General features: G+C 67.2%; 23 protein-coding genes. 12 read left to right on the forward strand and 11 right to left on the reverse strand.

Annotated elements, in window-relative coordinates:
• The first annotated feature begins 103 nt into the window (after positions 1-103).
• Positions 104-313, forward strand: a complete 210-nt coding sequence (locus ON43_RS24110) for a hypothetical protein (RefSeq protein WP_040811030.1) — start codon at positions 104-106, stop codon at positions 311-313.
• Between the two features lie 5 nt (positions 314-318).
• Here ON43_RS24110 and ON43_RS24115 read toward each other — a convergent pair whose 3' ends face one another.
• Positions 319-2,274, reverse strand: coding sequence for a potassium transporter Kup (locus ON43_RS24115; protein ID WP_083913673.1), 1,956 nt, complete (start codon positions 2,272-2,274; stop codon positions 319-321).
• Positions 2,275-2,367: 93 nt separating this feature from the next.
• A complete protein-coding gene (locus tag ON43_RS24120; protein WP_051179074.1) occupies positions 2,368-2,697 on the reverse strand; it encodes a helix-turn-helix domain-containing protein in 330 nt (109 codons plus the stop codon).
• Between the two features lie 140 nt (positions 2,698-2,837).
• On the opposite strand from ON43_RS24120, the gene ON43_RS24125 reads away from it, so the two are divergent.
• Positions 2,838-4,367: a substrate-binding domain-containing protein gene (locus tag ON43_RS24125; RefSeq protein ID WP_040811031.1), complete on the forward strand. Its 1,530-nt coding sequence runs from the start codon at positions 2,838-2,840 to the stop codon at positions 4,365-4,367.
• A 3-nt stretch (positions 4,368-4,370) separates the two neighbouring features.
• Here ON43_RS24125 and ON43_RS24130 read toward each other — a convergent pair whose 3' ends face one another.
• The 5 genes from ON43_RS24130 to ON43_RS46360 are packed head-to-tail and all read right to left on the reverse strand — an operon-like array spanning position 4,371 to position 9,314.
• Positions 4,371-5,303, reverse strand: coding sequence for a potassium-transporting ATPase subunit C (locus tag ON43_RS24130; protein ID WP_040811032.1), 933 nt, complete (start codon positions 5,301-5,303; stop codon positions 4,371-4,373).
• Positions 5,303-7,447: a potassium-transporting ATPase subunit KdpB gene (kdpB, locus tag ON43_RS24135; RefSeq protein ID WP_040811033.1), complete on the reverse strand. Its 2,145-nt coding sequence runs from the start codon at positions 7,445-7,447 to the stop codon at positions 5,303-5,305. Before kdpB ends, ON43_RS24130 begins: the two co-directional genes overlap by 1 nt.
• Complete coding sequence (gene kdpA / locus ON43_RS24140) at positions 7,444-9,120, reverse strand: potassium-transporting ATPase subunit KdpA (RefSeq protein ID WP_040811034.1); 1,677 nt, start codon at positions 9,118-9,120, stop codon at positions 7,444-7,446. Before kdpA ends, kdpB begins: the two co-directional genes overlap by 4 nt.
• Positions 9,121-9,207, reverse strand: a complete 87-nt coding sequence (kdpF, locus tag ON43_RS46855; RefSeq protein WP_157514163.1) for a K(+)-transporting ATPase subunit F — start codon at positions 9,205-9,207, stop codon at positions 9,121-9,123.
• Complete coding sequence (locus ON43_RS46360; RefSeq protein WP_245568719.1) at positions 9,204-9,314, reverse strand: potassium-transporting ATPase; 111 nt, start codon at positions 9,312-9,314, stop codon at positions 9,204-9,206. Before ON43_RS46360 ends, kdpF begins: the two co-directional genes overlap by 4 nt.
• A gap of 221 nt (positions 9,315-9,535) precedes the next feature.
• On the opposite strand from ON43_RS46360, the gene ON43_RS24150 reads away from it, so the two are divergent.
• Complete coding sequence (locus ON43_RS24150) at positions 9,536-9,805, forward strand: hypothetical protein (RefSeq protein ID WP_157514161.1); 270 nt, start codon at positions 9,536-9,538, stop codon at positions 9,803-9,805.
• A 21-nt stretch (positions 9,806-9,826) separates the two neighbouring features.
• On the opposite strand, the gene ON43_RS24155 is transcribed toward ON43_RS24150, so the two are convergent.
• Positions 9,827-11,533 carry a serine/threonine-protein kinase gene (locus ON43_RS24155; protein WP_218003348.1) on the reverse strand — a complete coding sequence of 569 codons (1,707 nt, stop codon included), beginning with the start codon at positions 11,531-11,533 and terminating at the stop codon, positions 9,827-9,829.
• Positions 11,534-11,721: 188 nt separating this feature from the next.
• Between ON43_RS24155 and ON43_RS45005 the strand changes: the two genes are divergently transcribed.
• Genes ON43_RS45005 through ON43_RS24165 form a run of 3 tightly spaced genes read left to right on the forward strand, consistent with a single transcriptional unit; the run spans position 11,722 to position 15,088 of the window.
• A complete protein-coding gene (locus ON43_RS45005; RefSeq protein ID WP_157514162.1) occupies positions 11,722-11,874 on the forward strand; it encodes a hypothetical protein in 153 nt (50 codons plus the stop codon).
• Positions 11,871-14,390: a DUF4118 domain-containing protein gene (locus ON43_RS24160; RefSeq protein WP_040811036.1), complete on the forward strand. Its 2,520-nt coding sequence runs from the start codon at positions 11,871-11,873 to the stop codon at positions 14,388-14,390. Before ON43_RS45005 ends, ON43_RS24160 begins: the two co-directional genes overlap by 4 nt.
• On the forward strand, positions 14,387-15,088 hold the full coding sequence (locus ON43_RS24165) for a response regulator (RefSeq protein WP_040811037.1): 702 nt from the start codon (positions 14,387-14,389) through the stop codon (positions 15,086-15,088). Before ON43_RS24160 ends, ON43_RS24165 begins: the two co-directional genes overlap by 4 nt.
• A 212-nt stretch (positions 15,089-15,300) precedes the next feature.
• On the opposite strand, the gene ON43_RS24170 is transcribed toward ON43_RS24165, so the two are convergent.
• Positions 15,301-16,929: an alkaline phosphatase family protein gene (locus ON43_RS24170; protein ID WP_083913674.1), complete on the reverse strand. Its 1,629-nt coding sequence runs from the start codon at positions 16,927-16,929 to the stop codon at positions 15,301-15,303.
• Positions 16,930-17,038: 109 nt separating this feature from the next.
• On the reverse strand, positions 17,039-18,223 hold the full coding sequence (locus ON43_RS24175) for a cytochrome P450 (protein WP_218003350.1): 1,185 nt from the start codon (positions 18,221-18,223) through the stop codon (positions 17,039-17,041).
• 182 nt (positions 18,224-18,405) lie between these two features.
• On the opposite strand from ON43_RS24175, the gene ON43_RS24180 reads away from it, so the two are divergent.
• The 6 genes from ON43_RS24180 to ON43_RS24205 all read left to right on the forward strand — a co-directional run bounded on the left by ON43_RS24180 (position 18,406) and on the right by ON43_RS24205 (position 22,706).
• Positions 18,406-19,065 carry an HAD family hydrolase gene (locus ON43_RS24180; RefSeq protein ID WP_040811062.1) on the forward strand — a complete coding sequence of 220 codons (660 nt, stop codon included), beginning with the start codon at positions 18,406-18,408 and terminating at the stop codon, positions 19,063-19,065.
• Between the two features lie 69 nt (positions 19,066-19,134).
• The gene (locus ON43_RS24185) at positions 19,135-19,599 is read left to right on the forward strand and encodes an OsmC family protein (protein ID WP_040811039.1); all 465 of its coding nucleotides are present in this window, start codon (positions 19,135-19,137) and stop codon (positions 19,597-19,599) included.
• Positions 19,596-19,877 (forward strand): acylphosphatase, encoded by a 282-nt coding sequence (locus ON43_RS24190; protein WP_040811040.1) that lies wholly within the window; start codon positions 19,596-19,598, stop codon positions 19,875-19,877. Before ON43_RS24185 ends, ON43_RS24190 begins: the two co-directional genes overlap by 4 nt.
• Positions 19,878-19,904: 27 nt before the next feature.
• Entirely contained in the window at positions 19,905-21,059 is a 1,155-nt protein-coding gene (locus tag ON43_RS46365; RefSeq protein WP_245568720.1) for a hypothetical protein, read from the forward strand.
• A complete protein-coding gene (locus ON43_RS24200; RefSeq protein WP_040811041.1) occupies positions 21,059-22,222 on the forward strand; it encodes a glutathionylspermidine synthase family protein in 1,164 nt (387 codons plus the stop codon). The genes ON43_RS46365 and ON43_RS24200 overlap by 1 nt, the downstream gene beginning before the upstream one ends.
• A gap of 31 nt (positions 22,223-22,253) precedes the next feature.
• Complete coding sequence (locus ON43_RS24205; RefSeq protein WP_040811042.1) at positions 22,254-22,706, forward strand: DUF350 domain-containing protein; 453 nt, start codon at positions 22,254-22,256, stop codon at positions 22,704-22,706.
• Here the strand turns inward: ON43_RS24205 and ON43_RS24210 are convergent.
• Positions 22,703-23,284, reverse strand: a complete 582-nt coding sequence (locus ON43_RS24210) for a dihydrofolate reductase family protein (RefSeq protein WP_040811043.1) — start codon at positions 23,282-23,284, stop codon at positions 22,703-22,705. The two genes, ON43_RS24205 and ON43_RS24210, sit on opposite strands and share 4 nt — an antisense overlap.
• Between the last annotated feature and the right edge of the window lie 76 nt (positions 23,285-23,360).

The following is a 23,360-nucleotide window of genomic DNA, read 5'->3' on the forward strand; positions in this document are numbered from 1 at the left end:
CCTGTGGGGGCAGGGGTAATGGATACGTTAAATACGGCGGGTGGGTTCCCGGCCGGCGGTTGAATCGAGGTCCGTTCAAATACCGGCAGAAGAGGCAAGGATCATGGGCATTGTCGGGACGGATGTCTGCCTGTCGTCTTTCCATGTGGACTGGTCATCATCGGATGCCAGTTTCATTGCCCGCTCCGACCGATTTCCCGGTTTGGTTGCGCGCAATGAGTTCTCGTCGCTGGCCGCCATGGACGATCTGATCGAGTTGATCGAACAGGCGGGGCGGCACGAGCATTCGGGTGGGCGGTCGGCTGCCGCCTGAGCGGCCTACACCTCGATCCAGGAGCCCATGGTGACCGTGCGGTCGCGCGGGAGGGCGAAGTATTCGGCGGCGTCCGCGGTGATGTGGGAGGTCGCTATGAACAGACGTTTGCGCCAGCGGGCCATGGTGGGAGCGTCGCCGGTGCGGAGTTCGATCTTGGAGAGGAAGAACGAGGCGCGGGCGAGGTCCAGGGCGCCTTCGGTTTCCGCGGGGTCCAGCAGGCGCAGGGCGGCCGGGACGTCGGGGGTCTCCATGTAGCCGTAGGTGGCGGTGACGTGGATGATGCCGTCGTCGGCGTAGCCGAGGTGGTCGAGTGAGATCCGTTGTGCCACCGGCACGCGCGGGATCGGCTCGGTGTGGATGGTCAGGATGACGACCTGGGCGTGGCGCACGTGGTTGTGTTCGACGTTGGCGCGCATGGCCAGGGGGGCGGTTTCCTTGCCGCGGTTGAGGAAGACGGCGGTGCCGGGGACGGTCGTGACCGGCGAACCGCCGTTGCGCAGGCGGTCGACGAAGGCGCTCAGAGAGCCCTCTCGCTGTTCCCGTTCGGCGGTGACGACCTCGCGGCCGCGCTGCCAGGTGGTCATGATGGTGAAGGCGATGAGCGCGATCAGCAGGGGGAGCCAGGCGCCGTGCACGAGCTTGGTCAGGTTCGCGGTGAAGAAGAGCAGGTCCACGATCAGTAGTGGGATCGCGCCGAGTGCGATCAGCCACAGCGGGGTGTGCCATTTCGCCCGTGCGACATAGAAGAACAGCAGGGTGGTGATGGTGATCGTGCCGGTTACGGCGGTACCGAAGGCGTAGGCGAGCGACGCCGAACTGCGGAAGGCGAATACCAGGGTCAGCACCGAAACCAGCAGCAGCCAGTTGATCCACGGCACGTAGATCTGGCCGAAGGTGGATTCGGAGGTGTGCGCGATGCGTAGTCGCGGTAGGTATCCCAGTTGCGCCGCCTGCGCGGCCACCGAGTACGCACCGGTGATCACCGCCTGGGATGCGATGACGGTCGCCGCGGTGGCCAGCAGCACCATGGGCAGCCGCCCCCAGCTCGGGGTGAGCAGGAAGAAGGGCGCGCTGAGATTGGAAGGATCGTCGAGGATCAGGGCGCCCTGGCCCATGTAGCTCAGGACGCAGGCGGGGAGCACGAGAAACAGCCAGGCGCGGGTGATCGCACTGCGCCCGAAATGCCCCATATCTGCATACAGCGCCTCCGCACCAGTAACCGCCAGCACGACCGCGGCCAGCGCGAAGAACGCGATCCCGAAGTGCCCGAACATGAATCCGAGCGCATAGGTCGGCGACAGCGCCTTCAAAATCTCCGGATGCTTCCCGATGCCCGTGATCCCGCACGCGCCGATCACCAGGAACCAGACGATCATGATCGGCCCGAACACCCGCCCGACCGCGGCCGTGCCCCGCCGCTGCACCAGGAACAGCACCAGAATGATCACCGCCGTGATCGGAACGATGAAATCGTCCATCCCGGACGACACCGTCTTCAACCCCTCGACCGCCGACAGCACCGACATGGCGGGCGTGATCATGCTGTCGCCCAGGAACAATGCCGCACCGAAGATGCCCAGCGCCGCCAGCATCATGGCGGTCCGCTGCCCGCCCGGCATGGTCCACCGCCGCAGCAGGGTGATGAGGGCCATGATGCCGCCCTCCCCGTCATTGTCGGCGCGCATGGCCAGCAGCACGTAGGTGACGGTCACGATGATCATGACCGACCAGAACACCAGCGACACGATGCCGAAGATATTGTCGCGGTTCACCGGAACCGGGTGCGGGTCATCGGGATTGAACACCGTCTGCAATGTGTAGATCGGGCTGGTGCCGATATCCCCGAACACCACACCCAGCGCCCCGACCGTCAGCGCGATCCGAGATCCGCTGTGCCCACCGGAAACCGGTGCCGCCGATGCGCTGTCCGCCGCAGTGCCGGAAACCGCCACGCCCATCCTCCTCCGCGCGGATTCGGATGTCCGCGCATGGACCCGGACGATACCGGTCCCCATGATCATTCCGGCCGGGGCATGCCAGGCCGGCGATGATCAGCGGTCGGGCTCCGAGCGCTCGTAGAGGGCTTCCCAGACCGCGAAGCTGGCCAGCAGTTCGACGGTCCGCCAGCCGCTTCCGGTCAGACTGATCGGCCCGGTGATCGCCGCCGTCTCGTCCCAGCTGCCGGTTGCCTCGGCCGTCACCAGCCCGTAGGCGGCGACCACGCGCAGCACGCGGGATACGCCGGGGCGGCGCAGGCCCAGGGCGGCGCGGAGTTCGCGCACGGTGTGGGGTCGCTCGGCGAGGAGATCCAGGAGTTCCACTACGCCACGGTGGTTCACCACTCGGCGCAATGCGGACAGTTCATCCGCCCGGTCGTTCATGGACTCGACGCTAGGGCGCGGCCCGGACCCGATCCGCGGTCTTGACGGCACCTGTTCGCCACACCCTGGCTTCTTTATCGATTCCTTACGCCCCTACCCTGTACCGGCAAGGCTGGACGACAACAGAATTCGGGGGAGCGTTGAACGGGTTTCCGCTGGAGATCGTGTTGGCCATCGTCGGCATCGCGGTGCCGATTCTGGCGTTCGTGTGGGAATTCGTGTTGGTGGGGCGCAAGCGGCTCGGGTATCGGGTACAGATGGATACGCCCGTCACCGGGGAGATCGAGTCGGTGTTCCCGGGCGTGCTGCCGCAGTTGCGGCCCGAAGGGGACGGGGCGGCACCGGAATTGCAGGACCTGTCGGTGGTCCTGGTGCGGATCGAGAACAACGGCCTCGTCGACGTCGACAGCACCGACTATGCCGCGCCCGAGGGCGACGTCGGGATGCACATTCACTTCCCGCATCGCCGGGTGATCGGGATGGCGGTCACCGAGCTCTCCGATGACGCGATGGGCGACAATCTGAAGCCCGGCACCGGAATCGGGAGCCGCGAGGACGCCCAGCACCGCGTCGGGATCATCGATCTGCCCAAGGTGCCGATGGATCGCGGCGATCACTACAAGATCCTGGCGATCCTGCAGCGAACGGCCGGGGCGGGTGAGTACCCGCCGCCCGTGGTGCGCGGGAAGCTCAAGAGCGGCCGGGTTTCGGAGACCCGCAGTCAGGTCGGCGCCTCACCGAAGCTGTTGGCGCTCATCGGGTTTCTGGTGGCGGTTATCGCGGTGCAGTTCACCGTCAGCCTGAGTGACGACACCGGGCCGAAACAGTCGGCCGATTGCGTGTCCGGCAAGCTCACCCTCGTCGGATCCACGGCCTTCGCTCCCGCGATCCGCGATGCGGCCGCCGAATACACCAAGCACTGCTCCACGGCGCAGTTCGCATTCGAATTCGACGGCAGCGACCGTGGTTTGACCCGACTCGACGAGGAGGGCAGGAACGATCCGGGCCTGCTGGCCATCACCGACGGCCCCAAGGGCGTCGGCTACCCGACCCTGCTCCCCCGCACCCTCGCCCTGTCACTGTTCACCATGATCGTGAACCCGGGCGTGGGTGTGCGCGATCTGACCGCCCAGCAGATCCGCGACCTCTACGCGGGCCGGATCGACAACTGGCGCCTGGTGGGCGGCCCGGATCTTCCTGTGCGCGTGGTGAATCGGACGCTGGGCTCCGGCACCCGGGAAGCCTTCCGGACCCATGTGCTCGGTGACGATCAGCCCCCTGCGCCGACCCCCACGAGCTGCCGCACCATCGCCGCCACCAACCCGCCCGGCCCCTCCTACTGCGAGGTGCCGGTCACCAACGACATGCTGAAAACCATTGCGGACCTGCCCGGTTCGATCGGATACAGCGAATACTCCGACACCGCCAAGGCTTCCGGGGTCAAGACCATGACCATCGAGGGCCGCAAGCCCGCCCGCGAGCAGGTACTCGACCACACCTACCCGTTCTGGAGCGTCGAATACGCCTACGGCAACGGCGAATTCCCGGCCGATTCCCTGGCCGCGGCCTTTCTGCGCTTCCTGACCGATGGCACCGGCAAGGACGTGTTGCGCTCGTACGGCAACACGCCCTGCCGGGAACTGCCCAACCCTACGACCTGTACGCCGTGAGGATCAGCCCTTGGACGGGTACTTGCTGTCCAGGTCGTAGTTCAGCTCGACGACGTTGACCGTGCGCTCACCCATGAAGCCGAGCGCCCGGCCGGTGGTGTGGGCGTCGACGACGGCCTTGATCTGGTCGGCGGAGACGTTGCGCGCCTTGGCGACTCGCGCCACCTGGATGGCCGCGTACTCCGGGGAGATCTGCGGGTCCAGGCCGGATGCCGAGGCGGTCACCGCGTCGGTCGGCACCGGGGTGTCGGACGAGGCGTCGCCGCGGATGGGCACGATCTGCCCGGCGGAGTAGTCCTCGCCGCGCTTGGCGCACTCCACCTTGACGCCCTCGTAGGCGTCGAGGAACGGCTTGGTCGGGTTCTTCGGATCGATCGAGCACGCCTCGTTGACGCTGATCACCTGGGTCGGGTGGGTGACCAGGCCGTGCGAGTCGCGCGGACCCATGACCGAGAGCACCGCGCCCACCCCGCCGGGGGTGCAGTACGGACGGCTGCCGTCCACACCCTCGAGCCGGCCCACCGCGAGGCTCCGCGCGCAGACGGTGCTGAGCAGGCTCAGCTTGTCGTTCTTCGGGTTCTCGGGGTCCAGGGTGTCCACGGTGGACTCCGGACCCATGTTGCCGAAGGAGGAGTTGAGCGCGTTGTACCCGTCCGGGCTCGCGTCGTCACCACTCCAGGCGGCGTTGGACGGCCGGGTCTGGAAGTACTGGGTCAGCGGCGTGCCCTTGCCGTCGGTGAACGCCTGACCGATCAGGCTGGACCCGACGACCTTGCCGTCCTGCTTGATGAGCGACCCGTCCGCCTTGTCCTTCAGACCAGGCAACTGCGAGACCCCGAGAACCGCTGCGGGATAGATGATTCCGGTGATCGCCGTGAGCACCAGCAGCGCTCGCAGCGCCGCCAGATGCTGGCGAATCCAGGCTGACATACGCATTAGGACATCCCCGGGAAGAATTGAATGACAAGGTCGATGAGCTTGATCCCGATGAACGGCGCGACGATGCCGCCGAGGCCGTAGATATACAGATTGCGGCTCAACAGTTTCGACGCGCTGGACGGCCGGTAGTTCACGCCGCGCAGCGACAGCGGGATCAGCGCCACGATGACCAGGGCGTTGAAGATGACCGCCGACAGGATCGCCGACTGCGGCGAGTGCAGCCGCATCACGTTCAGCAGATCCAGGCCCGGGAAGATCGACACGAACAACGCGGGAATGATCGCGAAGTACTTGGCGATGTCGTTGGCGATCGAGAACGTGGTCAGCGCGCCACGCGTGATCAGCAACTGCTTGCCGATCTCGACGATCTCGATCAGCTTGGTCGGGTCCGAATCCAGGTCGACCATATTGCCCGCTTCCTTGGCGGCGGACGTACCGGTGTTCATGGCGACACCCACATCGGCCTGCGCGAGCGCGGGCGCGTCATTGGTGCCGTCACCGGTCATGGCGACCATGCGCCCGCCGGCCTGCTCCTTCTTGATGAGCGCGAGCTTGTCCTCGGGAGTCGCCTCCGCCAGGAAGTCGTCCACGCCCGCCTCGTCGGCAATCGCCTTGGCGGTCAACGGATTGTCGCCGGTGATCATGACGGTGCGGATGCCCATGCGGCGCATCTCGTCGAAGCGCTCCCGCATGCCCTGCTTCACCACATCCTTGAGATGGATGACGCCGAGCAGCGTGGCGGTGCCCTTCTTGATCTCCGCGACCACCAGCGGCGTGCCACCGGAGGCGGAGATGCCGTCCACGGTCTCGCCGACCGCGTTCGGGACCTCGCCGCCGTTGGACCGCACCCATTCGGTGACGGCGCTGGCCGCACCCTTGCGCAGCTGATGCCCGTCGGCCAGGTCCACACCCGACATGCGGGTCTGGGCGGTGAATTCCACCCAGGTCGCGCCGGTGAGCTCGCCGGGGGTGCGCTCGCGCTTGTTGTACGCGGTCTTGGCGTACACCACGATGGAGCGGCCCTCCGGCGTCTCGTCCGCGAGGCTGGAAAGCTGTGCGGCATCGGCCAATTCGTCGGAGGTGACGCCTGGCATCGGCACGAAGTCCGCGGCCTGGCGGTTGCCCAGGGTGATGGTGCCGGTCTTGTCCAGCAGCAGCGTGTTCACGTCGCCCGCGGCCTCGACGGCACGACCGGACATGGCCAGCACATTGCGCTGCACCAGCCGGTCCATACCGGCGATGCCGATGGCCGACAGCAGCGCGCCGATGGTGGTCGGGATCAGGCACACCAGCAGCGAGACCAGCACAATGCCGGTGACACCGTTGCCGTCCAGGGCCAGATTGTCCAGCACGCCAGGGTTGTTGGCCTTGGCGAAGATGGCCACCGGCTGCAGGGTCGCCACCGCGAACACGAAGATGATGGTGAGCGAGGCCAGCAGGATGTTCAGCGCGATCTCGTTCGGCGTCTTCTGCCGCGAGGCGCCCTCGACGAGCGCGATCATCTTGTCGATGAACGAGCCGCCCGGCTCCTGGGTGATCTTGACGACGATGCGGTCGGACAGCACCGTGGTGCCGCCGGTCACGGCCGAGCGGTCACCGCCGGATTCGCGGATGACGGGGGCGGACTCACCGGTGATGGCCGATTCGTCCACCGATGCAATGCCTTCCACGACATCACCGTCACCCGGAATGACCTGGCCCGCCTCGACGACCACGAAGTCGCCGCGCTGCAGTTCCGGAGCCGCGACCTGCTCCTCGACCACCCGCGCGCCCGGGGACCAGTCCACGAGACGGCGAGCGATGGTGTCGGTCTTGGCCTTTCGCAGCGTGTCCGCCTGCGCCTTGCCCCGGCCCTCGGCCACGGCCTCCGCAAGGTTGGCGAAAATCACTGTGAGCCACAGCCATACGACGATCGCCCAGGCGAAGAAGCTCGGCTTGACGATGGCCAGGATGGTGGTCCAGACCGCGCCGAGCTCGACGATCAGCATGACCGGGTTGCGCCACAGGGTGCGCGGATCCAGCTTCTTCAACGCGTCGGGCAGCGACTTCAGCAGCTGCTTGGGGTCGAACAGCCCGCTCGAAACACCCTTGCGGGCAGTGGGTTTCGCGTCGTGCGCGGAATCGAGGGTGGAAGTGGTCATGAGTGGATTCCTTCAGCGAGCGGGCCGAGCGCCAGCATGGGCAGGAAGGTGAGCGCCACCAGAATGAGCGTCACGCCCGCGACCATGCCGACGAACTGCGGCCGGTGCGTCGGCAACGTGCCCTCGGAGGCGGGGGTGTGCCCCTGCGCCGCCAGCGAGCCGGCCAGTGCCAGCACGAAGATCATGGGGAGGAAGCGGCCGAACACCATGGCCAGGCCGAGCGCGGTGTTCCACCAGACGGTATTGCCGCTCAGACCGGCGAAGGCCGAACCGTTGTTGTTGGCCGCGGAAGTGAAGGCGTACAGCACTTCCGACAGTCCGTGCGGTCCCGTATTCGCCATGCTCGCGCGCTCGCCCGGCAGTGCCATCGCGATGGCGGTGCCGACCAGCACGATCAGCGGCGAGATCAGGAAGTACGTCGCGGCGAGCTTGATCTCTTTGGGCGTGATCTTCTTGCCCAGGTACTCCGGGGTGCGCCCGACCATCAAACCCGCGATGAACACGGTGATGACCGCGAGGATCAGCATGCCGTACAGACCCGAACCGGTACCGCCGGGCGCGACCTCACCGAGCTGCATGTTGAACATGGTCATCATGCCGCCGAGGCTGGTGTACGAGTCGTGCGCCGAGTCCACCGCACCGGTCGAGGTGAGCGTGGTCGCGGTGGCGAAGGTCGCCGAATTCGATACGCCGAAGCGGGATTCCACGCCCTCCATGGACGCGCCGATCGCCGACGGCACGGTGCCGTGGTGCTGCAGCTGGAAGATGTTCATCACGGTGACGCTGAGGATCGCCAGCACGCTCATGACCGCCGCGATGGCGTAGCCCTGCTTCTTGGAGCCGACCATGCGCCCGAAGGTGCGCGGCAGCGAGAAGCTGATCACCAGCAGCAGGAAGATCTCGATCCAGTTCGTCCACGCGGTCGGGTTCTCGAACGGGTGCGAGGAGTTCACGTTGTAGAAGCCGCCACCGTTGGTGCCCAGCTCCTTGATGACCTCCTGGGACGCGACCAGTCCGCCCGGCAGGGTTTGCGAACCGGTGTTGCCCACGGTCGTGGCGACCTGGTCATAGACATGCAGGTTCTGGATCACGCCGCCCGCGACGAGCACGATGGCGAAGATGAACGCGAACGGCAGCAGCAGTCGGATGGTTCCCCTCACCAGATCCACCCAGAAGTTGCCGAGTTCGCCGGTGTGCCGACGGGCGAAGCCGCGCACCAGCGCGACCGCCACCGCGATACCGACGGCCGCCGAGACGAAGTTCTGCACGCCCAGGCCCACGGCCTGCACGACGTGACCCATCGTCGACTCACCGGCATAGTTCTGCCAGTTCGTATTGGTGACGAAGCTGATGGCGGTGTTCCACGCCAGATCCGCGGTCATCTTGGTGCCCGGATCGTTCAGGTGCCACGGCAGTTTGCCCTGAACCAGCTGCAGGAAGAACAGGAACAGCACACTGATGGCCGAGAAGGCCAGCACACTGCGCGCGTAGACGGCCCAGGTCATCTCCACGCCCGGCTGCACGCCGATCAGCTTGTAGATGCCCTTCTCGGCCTTGGAATGCTTCTCGCCGCTGTACACCCGGTACATGTAGTCGCCCAGGGGCACATGCACCACGGCCAGCGCGATGACCAGGGATACCACGAACAGGATCCCCGCTGTAGTCGTGCTCACTCAGAACCTCTCCGGATACAGCAGCGCCGCAACCAGATACACGGCGATGCCAATGGCCAGGACCAGACCGATAATGTTCTGGGTCACAGCCGTTCCACCCCGCGTTGGATCAAGCCGAACAGGGCGAAGATCGCCACCGTCAGCACGGTGAACACCACGACGGACATCTCTCGAAACCTCTCTCTACTTGGCACGTCCCGAGACGCGCCGCAGTGAGTCAAGCGCCCGATAAGCCGAACTTCGAGGTCCTTTACGCCTTCTTAGCGTCCCAGAGGCCCGCGTTGACGCTCCGCTTACAGCGGTCGTGTCGTGTGTCGCACCGACTTCCGTCCACTGTGCTAGGTTCTACGCGCTCGATTCGAAAGACATGAAAGTTTATGGGGGGGCTTTGCCGATGCGTATCGTTCGGCCTGCGATGGCTGTGGTGCTCGGGATCTTTCTGATCTTCATGGGGATCAGCCAGCTCAACAAGACCGACGTCACCTGCGGTGGCCAGGTCATGCACAGCGGCGATCAATGCCGGGAGACGAAGCACGGGTCGACGACCGCCGTGCGCGACTACGGCGAGCAGAAGTCGGACAACACCACGACCGGCTGGGGCGGCATCGGACTCGGCGCGCTGTTCCTGGTCGGCGGTGGCGTGATGCTGGTATCGCGGCTGAACCGGAGCGGCGCGGGCGTCTGAGCGCCCACACCGTTGCCGGGCCTACTTCTTGTAGGTCTTGTTGATGGTGCCGTCCAGGCCGGCGGAAACGTAGCCTCCGTCGCCGTAGGCGTTGGAGATGTACACGCGCAGACACGGGACACCGTCGGTGAAAGTGCCGGCGGTGTCGACGATTATGTAGCGCGTCGTGGGGTTGGGCACCTCGAGTTTCTGGTTCGCCGCCGCCAGCAGGGCGGGCAGGATGTCCCAGTTGATGGAGCTCAGCTCGAGGGTGGCGTCGGTGAGCTGCCCGCCGGTCTGGCGCTTGACCGCGCCGTCGCGGTAGGTGAGCTCGTCGTAGTGCTTCGGCTGATCCGGCAAGGGCGCCTCGGCGACGACGTATTCGGGGTAGATGGTGGTCTCCGCGAACTGCTTTCCGCCGGAAGCCTTTTCGAGGGCCGCTACGGCCTTGCGCATGCCGTCGGGAGTCAGCAGGTCGACGGCGGCCGCGCCCTTCGCGGTGGTGGGGCTGATCACCGTGGGCGCGATGATGCCGCTGGGCAGGGTGATGCCGGTGGGCGGATCGGTCGGCAGGCCCGATTGGCCCAGGCCGCCGGAGGAGGACGAGGGCCACAGGGCGATCGCGGCGACTACGGCCACGGCGACGAGAGCTGCGGCACCGGCGAGGATCCATGGGCGGGAATTCCGTTGCGGCGCAGCGGGAACAGGAGGCTTGTCGACGGGGAGATATGCCTGCGGCGCGGTGAATCCCTGCGGCTGTTGGACCGTCGCGAAACCCTGGGACTGCGGCGCGGTCGGAAACTGCTGGGGCGCGGTCGGAAACTGCTGCGGTGCGGCCGAAAACGGTTGGGGTGGTACAAAGTCCTGGGGCGAGGTGACCGTCTGCGGGCCCGAATACTGCTGGTACACAGGATGTTCCGGCGCGGTGTCGCCGGTGGCGGCGACCTGGGCGAGCATTCGGTCGACCTGGTCGGCGGGTGGGCGGTGGCCCGGGTTGGGGACCAGGATGGATTGGAGGACCGGGGTCAGGGGACCGGCTTGACGCGGGGGTGGGACCGCGCCCATGAGAACCGCGGCGAGAGTGGAGACGTCGGTGTCGCGGCGCATGGGCTGGTAGCCCTCGACGGCGGCGAACATGACCAGGCCGAGGGACCACAGGTCCGACGCCGGGTTGCCCTCGTGGCCCTGGAGGCGTTCGGGGGCGACATACGGCAGCGAGCCGACGACGCTGCCGGTGGAGGTGAGGCCGGTCAGATCGTTGACGGCGGCGATGCCGAAGTCGGTGAGGACGGGGGAACCGTCGGTGCGCAGCAGCACATTCGGGGGCTTCACATCGCGGTGCAGGACGCCGACCGCGTGGGCCGCGCGCAGTCCGGCGAGGATGCCTCGGCCGATCCAGGCGGCCTGTGCGGGCGGCATCGGCCCCTCGGCCATGCGGTCGGCGAGCGAGCCGCCCGCGACCAGTTCCATGACGATCCACGGATGCTTCTCGGCGGGAGAGTCAACGATGTGGTGGATGGCCACCACGTTCGGATGGGTGATGCGGGCCAGGGCGCGGGCCTCGCGCAGCACGCGTTCGCGCTGCACTTCCGCGTTGCTGCCCTCATCGCCCTGGGCGCGCACCTCTTTCAACGCCACTTCACGATGCAGCGCGATGTCGTAGGCGCGCCAGACCGTGCCCATGCCGCCGCTACCGAGGGGCTCGATCAACTCGAAACGCCCGTCGACCATTGCCCGCCCGGAACTCACGGTGTGCAGCTTAAGGTCGCCGACCCCGCCACGCGAGATCTCGTACCGGACGGTCCGATACAGCCCGCTCGGATGCCGTCAACATCGCGGGACACGGCCGTAAAGAAACCGTCAGGATCGGCTATCCGACCTGCACAGCAGGTATGAATGCGAATGCCACAGAACCACCCCATAAGTAAGGAGAAGCCGTGCCGCATATCGCCGTCACCCTGATGGTGATCTTCGGGTTCCTCGGTTGCGCGCTGACGCTGCGCGTCCTGGCGGCCAGCGAGGGCAAACGCGCACCGATCCGCACGGCGCAGCAGGGCATCCGCGCACCTCGCGCGATGATGGACGAGTGAAACGCGGCCAACTACGCATCTACCTCGGCGCTGCCCCCGGTGTGGGCAAGACCTTCTCGATGCTCTCCGAGGCGCAACGCCGCCTGGGGCGGGGTCGCGATGTGGTCGCGGCGGTGGTCGAGACCCACGGCCGGTCCAAGACCGCCGAGATGCTCGCCGGCATCGAACGCATCCCGCCGAAGATGGTCGAGTACCGCGGGACCACCATGCCGGAATTGGATACCGAGGCCGTGCTGCGGCGGCGACCGGCGGTGGTGCTGGTCGACGAGCTCGCGCACACCAATGTCCCGGGCAGCAAGAACGAGAAGCGCTGGCAGGACGTGCAGGAACTGCTGGACGCGGGCATCGATGTGGTGTCCACGGTCAATGTGCAGCACCTCGAGAGCCTCAACGATGTGGTCGAGCAGATCACCGGCATCGTGCAGCGGGAAACCGTGCCGGACTGGGTGGTTCGCTCCGCCGATCAGGTGGAGCTGGTCGACATCACGCCGGAAGCGTTGCGCCGCAGGATGTCCCACGGCAATGTCTACGCCGCCGAGAAGGTCGACGCCGCCCTGCGCAACTACTTCCGCCCCGGCAATCTGACCGCACTGCGCGAGCTGGCGCTGCTGTGGCTGGCCGATCAGGTGGACGCCGCCCTCGCCAAATACCGCGAGGACCACAAGATCACCAAAACCTGGGAGGCCCGCGAACGCGTCGTGGTGGCGGTGACCGGCGGCCCGGAATCCGAGACCATCGTGCGCCGCGCCAGCCGCATCGCCGCCAAGTCCAGCGCCGAGCTGATCGTGCTGCACATCGTGCGCGGTGACGGCCTGGCCGGGGTGTCCTCGCAGCGCCTGGCCCGCCTGCGCGATCTGGCCACCAGCCTCGACGCCAGCCTGCACACCGTCACCGGCGAGGACGTGCCCTCGGCGCTGCTGGATTTCGCGCGTCAGGTCAATGCCACCCAGCTGGTGCTGGGCACCTCCCGGCGCTCGCGCTGGGCGCGCATGCTCGACGAGGGCATCGGCGCGACCGTGGTACAGGAGTCCGGCAAGATCGACGTGCACATGGTGACCCACGAGGAATCCAACAAGAGCAGCGGCTTTCGCTGGTCCGCGCTGACCCGCGGGGAGCGCAAGGTCGCCTCCTGGTCGGCGGCGTTCGTGGTGCCCTCGGCGATCTGCGCCGTCATCTACTTCTGGCTCGACCGGCTGCTGGATCTCAGCGGTGAGAGCGCGCTGTTCTTCATCGGCGTCATCGCGGTCTCGCTGCTGGGCGGTGTGGCTCCGGCGGCGCTGTCGGCGATTCTGTCGGGCATCCTGCTGAACTGGTTCTTCACCGATCCGCGCTACAGCCTGACCATCGACCAGCTCGACAACTTCCTCACCATCGTGGTGCTGCTGATCGTGGCCGTCGCAGTGGCGGCGCTGGTGGACGTGGCGGCCAAGCGAACCCGAGAGGCGCGCAAGGCATCCCGGCAGGCCGAACTGCTCGCCCTGTTCGCGGGCTCGGTGCTGCACGGCGCGGATCTGCAGGATCTGCTCGAACGCGCCCGCGAGACCTGGGGTCAAGAGGCGGTCAGCCTGATCGCCGACGACGAGGTGGTCGCCTCGGCCGGCGAGAACCCGCCGTCCAAGGTCGACGACTCGCTCACCGCATTGGAGGCAGGCGATGACATGCACTGGCTGCTGCTGCGCGGGCGTCCGGTGAACTCCGGTGACCGCCTGGTGCTGCGCGCGGTCGCGAATCAGGCTGCGGGACTGGTGCATCAGACCCAGCTGCAGGAGGAGGCCAGCGCCGCGCAGGCGGTGATGGAGGCCGACAAGCTGCGCCGCGCATTGCTCTCCGCGGTCAGCCATGACCTGCGCACCCCGCTGGCCGCCGCCAAGGCCGCGGCGTCGAGCCTGCGCAGCGACGATGTCGAGTTCTCCCCCGAGGACACCGCCGAATTGCTGGAGACCATCGAGGAATCCGTGGATCAGCTGACCGCCCTGGTCGGCAATCTGCTGGACTCCTCGCGGCTCGCGGTCGGCGTGATCAAGCCGCAGGTGCGCAAGGTGTACCTGGACGAGGTGGTGCATCACGCGCTCATGGGCATGGGCACCCGCGGCATGCGCCGCACCACCATGGACCGGGTGAAGGTGGATGTCGACACCGTCTCGGTGTGCTCGGATCCCGGTCTGCTGGAACGGGTCCTGGCCAATCTCATCGACAACGCGGTGCGGTATTCGCCGCGGGATTCGGTGGTGCGGGTCGGCGCCGAGCAGGTCGGCGCCCGGGTGGCGATTACGGTGGTCGATACGGGTCCGGGCGTCCCCTCGGGCCAGGAGGATCAACTGTTCGAGCCGTTCCAGAGGCTCGGAGACCGCGACAATTCCACCGGCGTGGGACTCGGGCTGTCGGTGGTGCGCGGTTTTGTGGACGCCCTGGGCGGCACCGTGCACGCGGAGCCCACCCCCGGCGGCGGTCTGACCATGGTGATCGATCTGCCGGCGGGCGACGACCCCGCCGGCACGGAAGAGGAGAACGGGTGACGAACGCGGCGGCAGCGCCGACCAAAGTGCTTGTGGTCGATGACGAACCACAGATTCTGCGCGCCCTGCGCATCAATCTGTCGGTCCGCGGGTACGAGGTGACCACCGCGGCCAATGGCGGCGCGGCCCTGCGCGCGGCCGCCGAGAAGCATCCGGACGTCATCATTCTCGACCTCGGCCTGCCCGATATGGACGGCATCGAGGTGCTGGCGGGCCTGCGCGGCTGGTCCACCGCCCCGGTCATCGTGCTCTCCGCCCGCACCGACTCCTCCGACAAGGTGGAGGCCCTCGACGCCGGCGCCGACGACTACGTCACCAAACCCTTCGGCATGGACGAACTGCTGGCCCGCCTCCGCGCCGCCGTCCGCCGCTCGTCCAACACCTCCGACACCGCCGAGCCGGTCATCGAAACCGCCTCCTTCACAGTGGATCTCGCCGCGAAGAAGGTGATCCGCCACGGCCACGACGTCCACCTCACCCCCACCGAATGGGGCGTCCTGGAGATGCTGGTCCGCAACAAGGGCAAACTCGTAGGCCGCCGCGAACTCCTCCGCGAGGTCTGGGGCCCGTCCTACGCCACCGAAACCCACTACCTGCGCGTCTATCTCGCCCAACTACGCCGCAAACTCGAAGACGACCCCTCCCAGCCCAAACACCTCCTCACCGAGGCCGGCATGGGCTACCGCTTCCAGTCGTAAAACGCCCCCACGTCATCCCGGCACAAGCACCAACCCTCGTCATCCCGGCATGCTTTTGGCCGGGATCCACCCAGCCGCAATGGATTCCGGCCAAAAGCGCGCCGGAATGACGGGGCTGGTCCGAGCCCGCAGACAGACAGATCAGGGAGCTCCCACTGCACGGAACCGGACAGAATTCCGCGGTGAGAGCTCCCTGATCTTGGTAGGACCCTTTAGCTCGGCAGGGCCGCCGTGTGTTCGGATTTCACGGCGTCGAGTTTGTCGGGGTCCAGGCCGAGGCGGGACAGGATGGTGGGGGCCACCTGGGTGGTCGAGACCTGGTCGGGGACATCGTGCTTGGAGATGAAGGAACCGGCGATCAGCAAGGCGACGTGGCGGTCGTCGGGGCTGGTGCCGCCGTGCTCGGCGATCTTCGACTTGCCGGCGGTGAAGACGGTGCCGTTGGTGCCCGCGAACAGGTCGGGCACGCGCGGGTCGTCGGTGGTCGCGCCGAAGTACTTGGCGGCGTCGGCGCCCGCGTAGACCTGGTTCTGGTCCACGCCCGACGCGGTGAACGGCTTAGGGTTGCCGTTGATGTCGGTGCCGGTTCCGTTGAACTCCAGCACCTTTCGCTTGGCGAAGGCGGTGGCCTCCGGGGAGCGGTCGGTGAGCCACCACAGCAGGGCGGCGTCGTCGAGGGAGTGCGCGATGAGCTTCGGGGTCTCGGGATGGGTTGCGGCCCAATCCTTGTTCACCGCGTCGATGAGCGGCTTGTCGTCGACCCGGGTCAGGGCGTCGGGCTTGATCGGCGACTGGCCGTGCTTGGCGGTCAGCACGATCGTGGTCTTGTCGGTCAGGCCCGCCTTGTCCAGCGCGCCGACGAAACGTCCCAGCTGCTGGTCCACGAAGTCCAGCGAAGCGCTCAGTGCCGCACCGGGTTTGCCGTCGGCGGTGTAGCCCTTGCTCGCGGGCAGCTTCTGGGTGACCGACACGGCCTGGAAGTTCATGCCGAACAGCGCGGGCACCGCGGCCGACTTGGTGCCGGAGTGGTCCTTGCCGCCGATCTCGTTGACGATGGCGTCGGCCTTGTAGGTGTCGTACTGCTTGACGGCGTCGAGATCCTTGGTCCAGGCCGCGCCCTTGGGCGACTTACTGTCGATCTCGGGGGTGAACAGGTCGTCGACCGAGCGGCCGCCCTTGCCGTTCACGATCTGGTAGGCCGGATGCTTGTCCGACCACGCGGTGCGCTGACCGGCGGCGTGCACCACCGAGAAGACGGTGTTCACCTTCAGGTAGTCCGACGGCGAAATCGGCTTGCAGGTGGCCGGATCGACCGGCAGCTTCGACTCGTCCAGCACGGCCGACGGGTCATCGGTCATGGCCAGGATGCCGCCCGGCAGGCCGGACAGGCCCTGGCCGCCGTCGAGGTCGTCGGTCTTCTTGTCGATCTCCTCGGTCAGCGGGACCTGCGCGCCCTTCTTGGCGGTGGCGCAGTCCTTGGTCTCCTCGGGGAGCAGATCGCGGGCCCAGGTGTCGTCGTAGTAGACGCCGGTGGTCTTGGGGCTGCCGCCGGTGAGCAGCGCCATCAGGCCCGGAAAGGAGTCGGCCGGGGCCGGGGACTGCGCGTTGGTGTACTGCGCGCCGCGCGCGGCCAGCTTGGCCATGGCCGAATCCGGATGCGCCGCAACATAGTCGGCCAGATCCGACTGATGCATGCCGTCGACCGACAACAGCAGCACATGCTGATCGTGCTTGGCCGAATCGCCACTGCTCCCGCAGCCGACGACCGCCAGCCCCACCACCGCACACGCACCGGCCGCCGCCAGCCGATAGCCCGTCCTGCGCACCTGACTCAACTCCATTCCAAGCATCCGGCCCTCTGAAGGAGTGCCGAGATCCCGGAAAGGTTGGCGGTCGCGGGTAACGGCCACGCATCGACCCGGTGATGCGCGCGCGAACATTGGCTGCGAGTCAGCGCGTCAAACGCAAGGGCAGCGACTTGAGGCCATTGTTGAGGTTGGAACGGATGCGCCGGGCGTCGCCGATCTGCTCGATCTCCGCGAATCGGCCGAGCAGTTCCTCGAAGAACACGCGGCCCTCCAGGCGGGCCAGGTGCACGCCGAGGCAGAAATGCTGGGCGAGACCGAAGGACAAGTGGGGGTTGGGGTTTCGGCGGATATCGAAGCGCTGGGCGTCGGCGAAGACGTCCTCGTCGCGGTTCGCGGAGGTGTACCACATGGCCACCTTGTCGCCCGCCTTGATGGGGACGCCGCGGATCTCGGTGTCGGCGGTGGCGGTGCGGCGGAAGTAGTGGATCGGGTTGGCGACGCGCAGGATCTCTTCCACCGCACCGGGAATCAGCGCCGGGTTCGCACGCAGCGCGGCCAACTGGTCCGGATGCCGCAGCAGCAGTTGCAGACCCGAAGAGAGCATGGTCTTGGTGGTGTCGTTGCCCGCCGTGACCAGCTGGGTGAAAAAGCTGCCGAACTCCAGGTCCGACATGGCTTTTCCGCCGAACTCCCCGGCCAGGATCAGCGAGGTGAGATCGGCCTTCGGCTCCTGCTCACGCCGCGCCATGGAGAACTGAATGGCGTAGATGGCCATCTTGGTGAGCTCGGCCGTCACGTCGAAATCCCCGACCAGCTCCGGGTCCTGCTGGCTGGTGGACTGTTCGGCCCACTGCCGAATGCTCGGCCAATCCTGCTCCGGAATCCCGAACAGCCCGCCCACCACCTGACTGGGCAGCACCCCCGCCACCTCGTGCACGAATTCCACGTCGCCGTCGACGCTTTCGAGCAGCGCCCGGGTCAACTCCCGAATCCGCCCCTCCATCTCCCCGATCACCCGCGCCTTGAAATGCTCGGCCAGCGGCCTGCGGTACTCGGTGTGACGCGGCGGATCCATCATCAACAGCATGTTCCGGGTCTGCTCGAGCCGTTCAGGCGGCTGATTCTCCAGGATCACGCCCTGCTGTTCGGCGGAGAACAACTGCGGATTGCGTGCCACGTGAGCCACATCGGCGTGCTTGAGTACCGCCCAATACCCCGGCTCCCCCGGCATCTCCTGCCAGTGCACGGGATCGGTGCGCCGCAATTCGGCGAGGATCTCGTGGATCGGCCCCGCCACGTAGAGATCGGGATCGTAGATGTCGGTCACCGCGCCCACGGTTCACCTCGGTATTCACTTGCGGGTCTGCGTCTTTCATTTTGGACGCTAATCGGGTAAGCGGCCCTTGAAAACCCGCTACTGACAAACATCCCAGTCAGTGGACACGATGTCAGTGAATTCGCGGGGACCCCCGTCCCCCGCGCGCAGGGTGATGAACCACCATGGAGGCCATGCCGATTGCCGCGATCGTGTTCGACATGGACGGTGTGCTCATCGATACCGAGCCCATCTGGGAGGAGGTGCGGCGCGAGTACATCGCCGAACTGGACGGGCGGTGGCTGCCCGACACTCAGGATCGGTTCATGGGGATGAGCACCGCCGAATGGTCGGAGTACACCAGTGAGGATCTGCTCGACGGTCGGCGCACGCCCGATGAGGTGGCCGAGGATGTGATCTCGCGCATGGCCGCTCGCTATGCCGAGCATCTGCCGCTCATGCCCGATGCCGTGGACACCGTGCGCCGGTTGTCCGCGGACTACACACTGGGGCTCGCGAGTTCCTCGCCGCGGCGGCTCATCGACGTGGTGCTCGATCACATGGGGGTCACCGAGCTGTTCGCGGCCACGGTCTCGACCGAGGAGGTGGAGCGCGGCAAGCCCGCGCCCGACGGCTATCTCGAGGCGGCCGCGCGGCTCGGCATCGATCCGGGACTGTGCGTGGCGATCGAGGATTCCAGCAATGGCCTGCGCGCCGCGCACGCCGCGGGCATGACGGTCATCGCCGTGCCGCATCCGAAGTACCCGCCCGCCGCGGATGCCATCGCGCTGGCGTCGGCCGTCGCCGAGAGCCTGAAGGACGTCACACCGGAGCTGGTGGCGGAATTCCGCTGACGGCCTCGACGTTCCGAACGAGCGGCAACCAGATGGTTGTCCCGGGTGACTCAATGGGAGGATCTTCCTATGTCCGAACAGACCGCCGCACCGCAGACCGCTACCGCAGACCCGGCCGCCGAGCCGGTCGAACTGTGGGCCGAACGCACCGGCACCCGCGCCTACACCGGCCGCAACAACCGCGGCGCCGAGGTGTCGATCGCGTCCGCGGGCGTGCCGGGCGCGTTCACCCCGGGTGAGCTGCTCAAGATCGCGCTCGCGGGCTGCACCGGGCTCAGCGCCGACTTCACCCTCTCGCGCCGCCTCGGCGACAGCTTCGACGCCACCGTGCGCGTCTCCGGCGACGCCGACCGCGAGAACGAGGTGTACCCGGAACTCACCGAGTCCTTCGAACTCGATCTCAGCGAACTCGAACCGGAAGCTCGCGAACGCCTGCTGGTCGCCGCGCAGCGCGCCGTCGACAAGGTGTGCACCGTCGGCCGCACCCTCAAGGCCGGGACCACCGTCAACCTGACCTTCCGAATCGACGAATGAGCTCGGAGACGGTTCGGCTCAGCGCCTGGGTGCACGGCTACGTCCAGGGTGTCGGGTTCCGCTGGTGGACCCGATCGCGCGCCCTGGAGCTGGGCCTGACCGGCTACGCCCGCAATCATCGCGACGGCCGCGTACACGTCGTCGCCGAAGGACCCCGCGATCGCTGCGAAACGCTCCTCGACCTGCTACGTTCCGGTACTACACCGGGCCGGGTAAACCTGGTGGTGGAAGACTGGAACACCGCCCAGGGCGGCATGTCAGGATTCGAAGAACGCTAGCGAGCGGCAAGCCCACGGAGTCGACCAATGCCCAGTGACCGCCCCGGTGGCCCGGACAACACCCCGGACCGCAACTCCCCCGACCCTGCGCACCCCTCCGAAACCCCCACTCCGCCAACCGATCCCGCCCAGCTGGTCTACGAGCACCATCCCCTCCCGCCATATCCGGAGGAGCTCGAGGCCGCGGCCGCGAGCGGTGGCAGCGAGCCCACGAGCAGTGATACCGAGCCTGCGAGCGGTGAGGCTGCGCCGCCCGCGAGCGGCAATGAGCCGACGGTGCGGTTCGAGGTCCCCGAGCCGGGCGGCCACCAGCCGACGCTGCCATTGCCGACCGAATCGGCCACCGGCGCGGGCACTTCCGGTGCGGGCGGGGCAGCGGACACTCCGGAGAGCCCGGGCGGCATCGACTGGGCTCCCTTCAGCGGTTCGGCGCCGAGCTACCCACCCCCGAACCCGAGCGCGTATCAACCCACGCTGCCGTTGCCGACCGAATCGGGCGCTCTCGGCGAGCAGCCCGGGGTGGCGGGGGTCGAGCCGCCGTTCACCATGCCGGTGCCGTCGCTGGAGCCGGAGGCTCCGCCGGTGCCCGCGGTGCCGCCGCGGCGCGGGAGCATCGTCAATCAGGAGGCGGGGATCACGCAGCCGCGGCCGCCCACGGTGGCCGAGGCGCGGGCTCGGGAGAAGGCGCGCAAGCGGGCCGAGGAGCAGGCACAGGCCGAAGCGGAGGCCGCGGAGGCCAAGCAGCGCAAGAAGAAGCGCATCCTCATCGGCGGTGCGGCCGTGGTCGGCATCGCGGGTCTGGTCGGCGGCGGGTACCTGGTCGCCTCCGCGTGGAACGGGCCCGACGTGACCGCCACCTGCACCGTGGTCGCCAAGAAGGGCGAGGTCGTGCCCACCGGCAACGGGCAGACGGTGACCGCCACGCAGGACAATCAGGAGATCGTCGTCCCGGACAACTACTGCTCGGACGCGCAGAGTCACGGCAACAGCGGGATCAATCCCGGCTTCTTCTTCCTCGCCGGACACTCCTACCGCTACTACTACGGCGGCCCCAGCCAGACCATCGGGCACGCGCCGGTCGGCGGCACCACCGTGGCCCCGAAGGGCGCGACCATCAAGACCAAGAGCGGCAGCACGATTCAGCGCGGCGGGCTCGGCGCGCGGGTAGGTGGAGGTTCTTAGTGCGGCGAGTGCGCAGCACTCCGCGGCCGGGTTGGCAGCGGATCATCGAGGGGCAGGGTCTGGTTTTCGGGTCGCCGGGGCAGTACGGGAACGGTCAGCCCCGTCCCTACTGGGACGAATCGGTGCACTACGAGTTCGATATGGACGAGATCCTGGCCATGGAGGCCCAGGTCGAGGTGCTGCACACCATGTGCCTGCACGCCGTCGAACAGGTCGTGGTGACCGAGCGTTTCGCGGATTTCGGTCTGCCGCAATGGAGTTGGGAGCCGATCAAGAAGTCCTGGCACCGCTCCGACCCGCACATCTACGGCCGCTTCGACCTGCGCTACGACGGCCGCGCACCGGCGAAGCTGTTGGAGTACAACGCCGATACGCCCACCTCCCTGCTGGAGGCGGCAATCGTGCAGTGGCACTGGCTGACCGACACCCATCCGGACGACGACCAGTGGAACTCCTTGCACGAGAAGCTGGTCGAGCGCTGGGGCGAACTGCGCGACACGCTGCCGGGCTCGCAACTGCACTTCACCTGGTCGGGTTCGGACGCCTCCGGTGAGGACAATGTCACCACCGCCTATATGCAGGAGACCGCCGCCGAGGCCGGATTCGACACCGTCGCCCTCCCCATCGAGGAAGTCGGATTCGATTCGGAGCTGGATCGTTTCGTCGATCTGGCCGAGGCCCCCATCGAGGCCATCTTCAAGCTGTACCCGTGGGAGTGGGCCCTCGACGACGACTTCGGCAAGCGCGTGGTCGGGTCGCTGCCGGAAACCATGTGGGTGGAACCGCTGTGGAAGACCCTGCTCTCCAACAAGGCCATCCTGGCCGTGCTGTGGGAGATGTATCCCGGCCACCCCAACCTGCTGCCCGCCTACCTCGACGACCCGCACGAGCTCACCGAGTACATCCGCAAGCCCAAACTGGGCCGCGAGGGTGCGAACATGACCATCGTCGGCGCGGGCCTGGAGACCGCCACCGGCGGCGTCTACGGCGAAGAGGGCTTCGTCTACCAATTGCTCGACCCGCTGCCCGAATTCGACGGCATGCGGCCGGTGCTGGGTGCTTGGATCGTGGGCGACACCTCCGCGGGACTGGGCATCCGGGAAACCGTCGGCCTCATCACCGACGACACCTCGACGTTCGTCCCGCACCGCATACCGCAATGACCACCCACACGACTCCCACGGAGGATCACCGATGATCACCACTCTCGCTCTGGAGGCGGGGTACTGGAACTCGCTCGGCCGCGGCGTGGGCGCGATCGTGCTCTACGCGCTGCTCGGCCTGGCGCTCATGCTCATCGGCTTCCAGGCCGTGGACTGGACGACACCCGGCAGCCTGCGCGCCATGGTGGCCCGCGGGCTGCCGAACGCCATCATCGTCAGCGCGGCGGCCATCGTCAGCATGGCGTTCATCGTGGTGCTGGCCATCTTCGCGCAGGCGGGCAAGCTCTCCGAGGGCCTGATCGCCGCCACCGTCTACGGCCTGGTCGGCATCGTGGCCCAGGTGATCGCCGTGCGCGTGCTGGAATTCGTGCTCGGCATCGACATCGGCGCGGTGCTGAAGAATCCGGAATTCAGCACCGAGGCCGTCGTCGTCTCCGCCGCCCACGTCGCCATCGGCCTGGTGGTGGCGGTCGCGATCCTCTAGCGGACGCGGCCGTATTTGATGAAGGCCACGCCGTCCTCGAAGACGCGACTGGTGATGACCCGGAACTTGGACGGTTCCGGGAGCCGCGAGCCGGTGCCGAAGAGCGGGCGGCCGTGCCCGAGGACGATCGGGTAGAGCTTCAGGAAGACCTGATCGATCTCGGGCATCAGGGACTGGGCGAGTTCGCCGCCGCCGCAGAGCCAGATGCCGAGGCCCTTCTCGCGCTTGAGTTCTCGCACCCGCTCGAGCGGATTCTCCGAGATCAATTCCACATCCGGGGCCGGGTGCTCCGGCAGTGTGGTCGAGACCACGAACTGCCGCAGGTGCGCATACGGGCTGGAGGTGCCGGTGCGGACGCCGAAGTCGTGGGTCTTGCGGCCCATGATGACGGTGTCGAAGTTCCGGCAGGGTTTGTCGACGCCCAACACCTGACGCACCTTGGTCGGGAGGGTCTCGGGATACTGCGCGATGATCGCTGGCCCGTGGTCACCCCCGACCGGGAAGAAGTCGACCGAGCCCGCATCGGTGGCGATGAATCCGTCGATGGTGGCCGCGACGTAGTAAGTCAGTTTGCGCATCAATTTCCTCCGGTCGGCACAACTGCATGCCGCTAATGAAAAAGGTAGCGCTTCATCGGCATCGGTAGGGAGGTTA

Origin of the sequence: Nocardia concava NBRC 100430 (genome assembly GCF_000308815.1) — a bacterium.
GTDB lineage: Bacteria > Actinomycetota > Actinomycetes > Mycobacteriales > Mycobacteriaceae > Nocardia > Nocardia concava.

Excerpts from the sequence above, each read along its gene's own strand:
- ON43_RS24110 (WP_040811030.1), top strand. The coding sequence starts at position 104 with ATGGGCATTGTCGGGACGGATGTCTGCCTGTCGTCTTTCCATGTGGAC.
- ON43_RS24120 (WP_051179074.1), bottom strand. The coding sequence starts at position 2,697 with ATGAACGACCGGGCGGATGAACTGTCCGCATTGCGCCGAGTGGTGAAC.
- ON43_RS24180 (WP_040811062.1), top strand. The coding sequence starts at position 18,406 with ATGCCGATTGCCGCGATCGTGTTCGACATGGACGGTGTGCTCATCGAT.
- ON43_RS24190 (WP_040811040.1), top strand. The coding sequence starts at position 19,596 with ATGAGCTCGGAGACGGTTCGGCTCAGCGCCTGGGTGCACGGCTACGTC.
- ON43_RS46365 (WP_245568720.1), top strand. The coding sequence starts at position 19,905 with ATGCCCAGTGACCGCCCCGGTGGCCCGGACAACACCCCGGACCGCAAC.
- ON43_RS24115 (WP_083913673.1), bottom strand. The coding sequence starts at position 2,274 with ATGGGCGTGGCGGTTTCCGGCACTGCGGCGGACAGCGCATCGGCGGCA.
- ON43_RS24170 (WP_083913674.1), bottom strand. The coding sequence starts at position 16,929 with ATGGAGTTGAGTCAGGTGCGCAGGACGGGCTATCGGCTGGCGGCGGCC.
- ON43_RS24205 (WP_040811042.1), top strand. The coding sequence starts at position 22,254 with ATGATCACCACTCTCGCTCTGGAGGCGGGGTACTGGAACTCGCTCGGC.
- ON43_RS24210 (WP_040811043.1), bottom strand. The coding sequence starts at position 23,284 with ATGCGCAAACTGACTTACTACGTCGCGGCCACCATCGACGGATTCATC.
- ON43_RS24185 (WP_040811039.1), top strand. The coding sequence starts at position 19,135 with ATGTCCGAACAGACCGCCGCACCGCAGACCGCTACCGCAGACCCGGCC.
- kdpB (WP_040811033.1), bottom strand. The coding sequence starts at position 7,447 with ATGACCACTTCCACCCTCGATTCCGCGCACGACGCGAAACCCACTGCC.
- ON43_RS24150 (WP_157514161.1), top strand. The coding sequence starts at position 9,536 with ATGGCTGTGGTGCTCGGGATCTTTCTGATCTTCATGGGGATCAGCCAG.
- ON43_RS24130 (WP_040811032.1), bottom strand. The coding sequence starts at position 5,303 with ATGCGTATGTCAGCCTGGATTCGCCAGCATCTGGCGGCGCTGCGAGCG.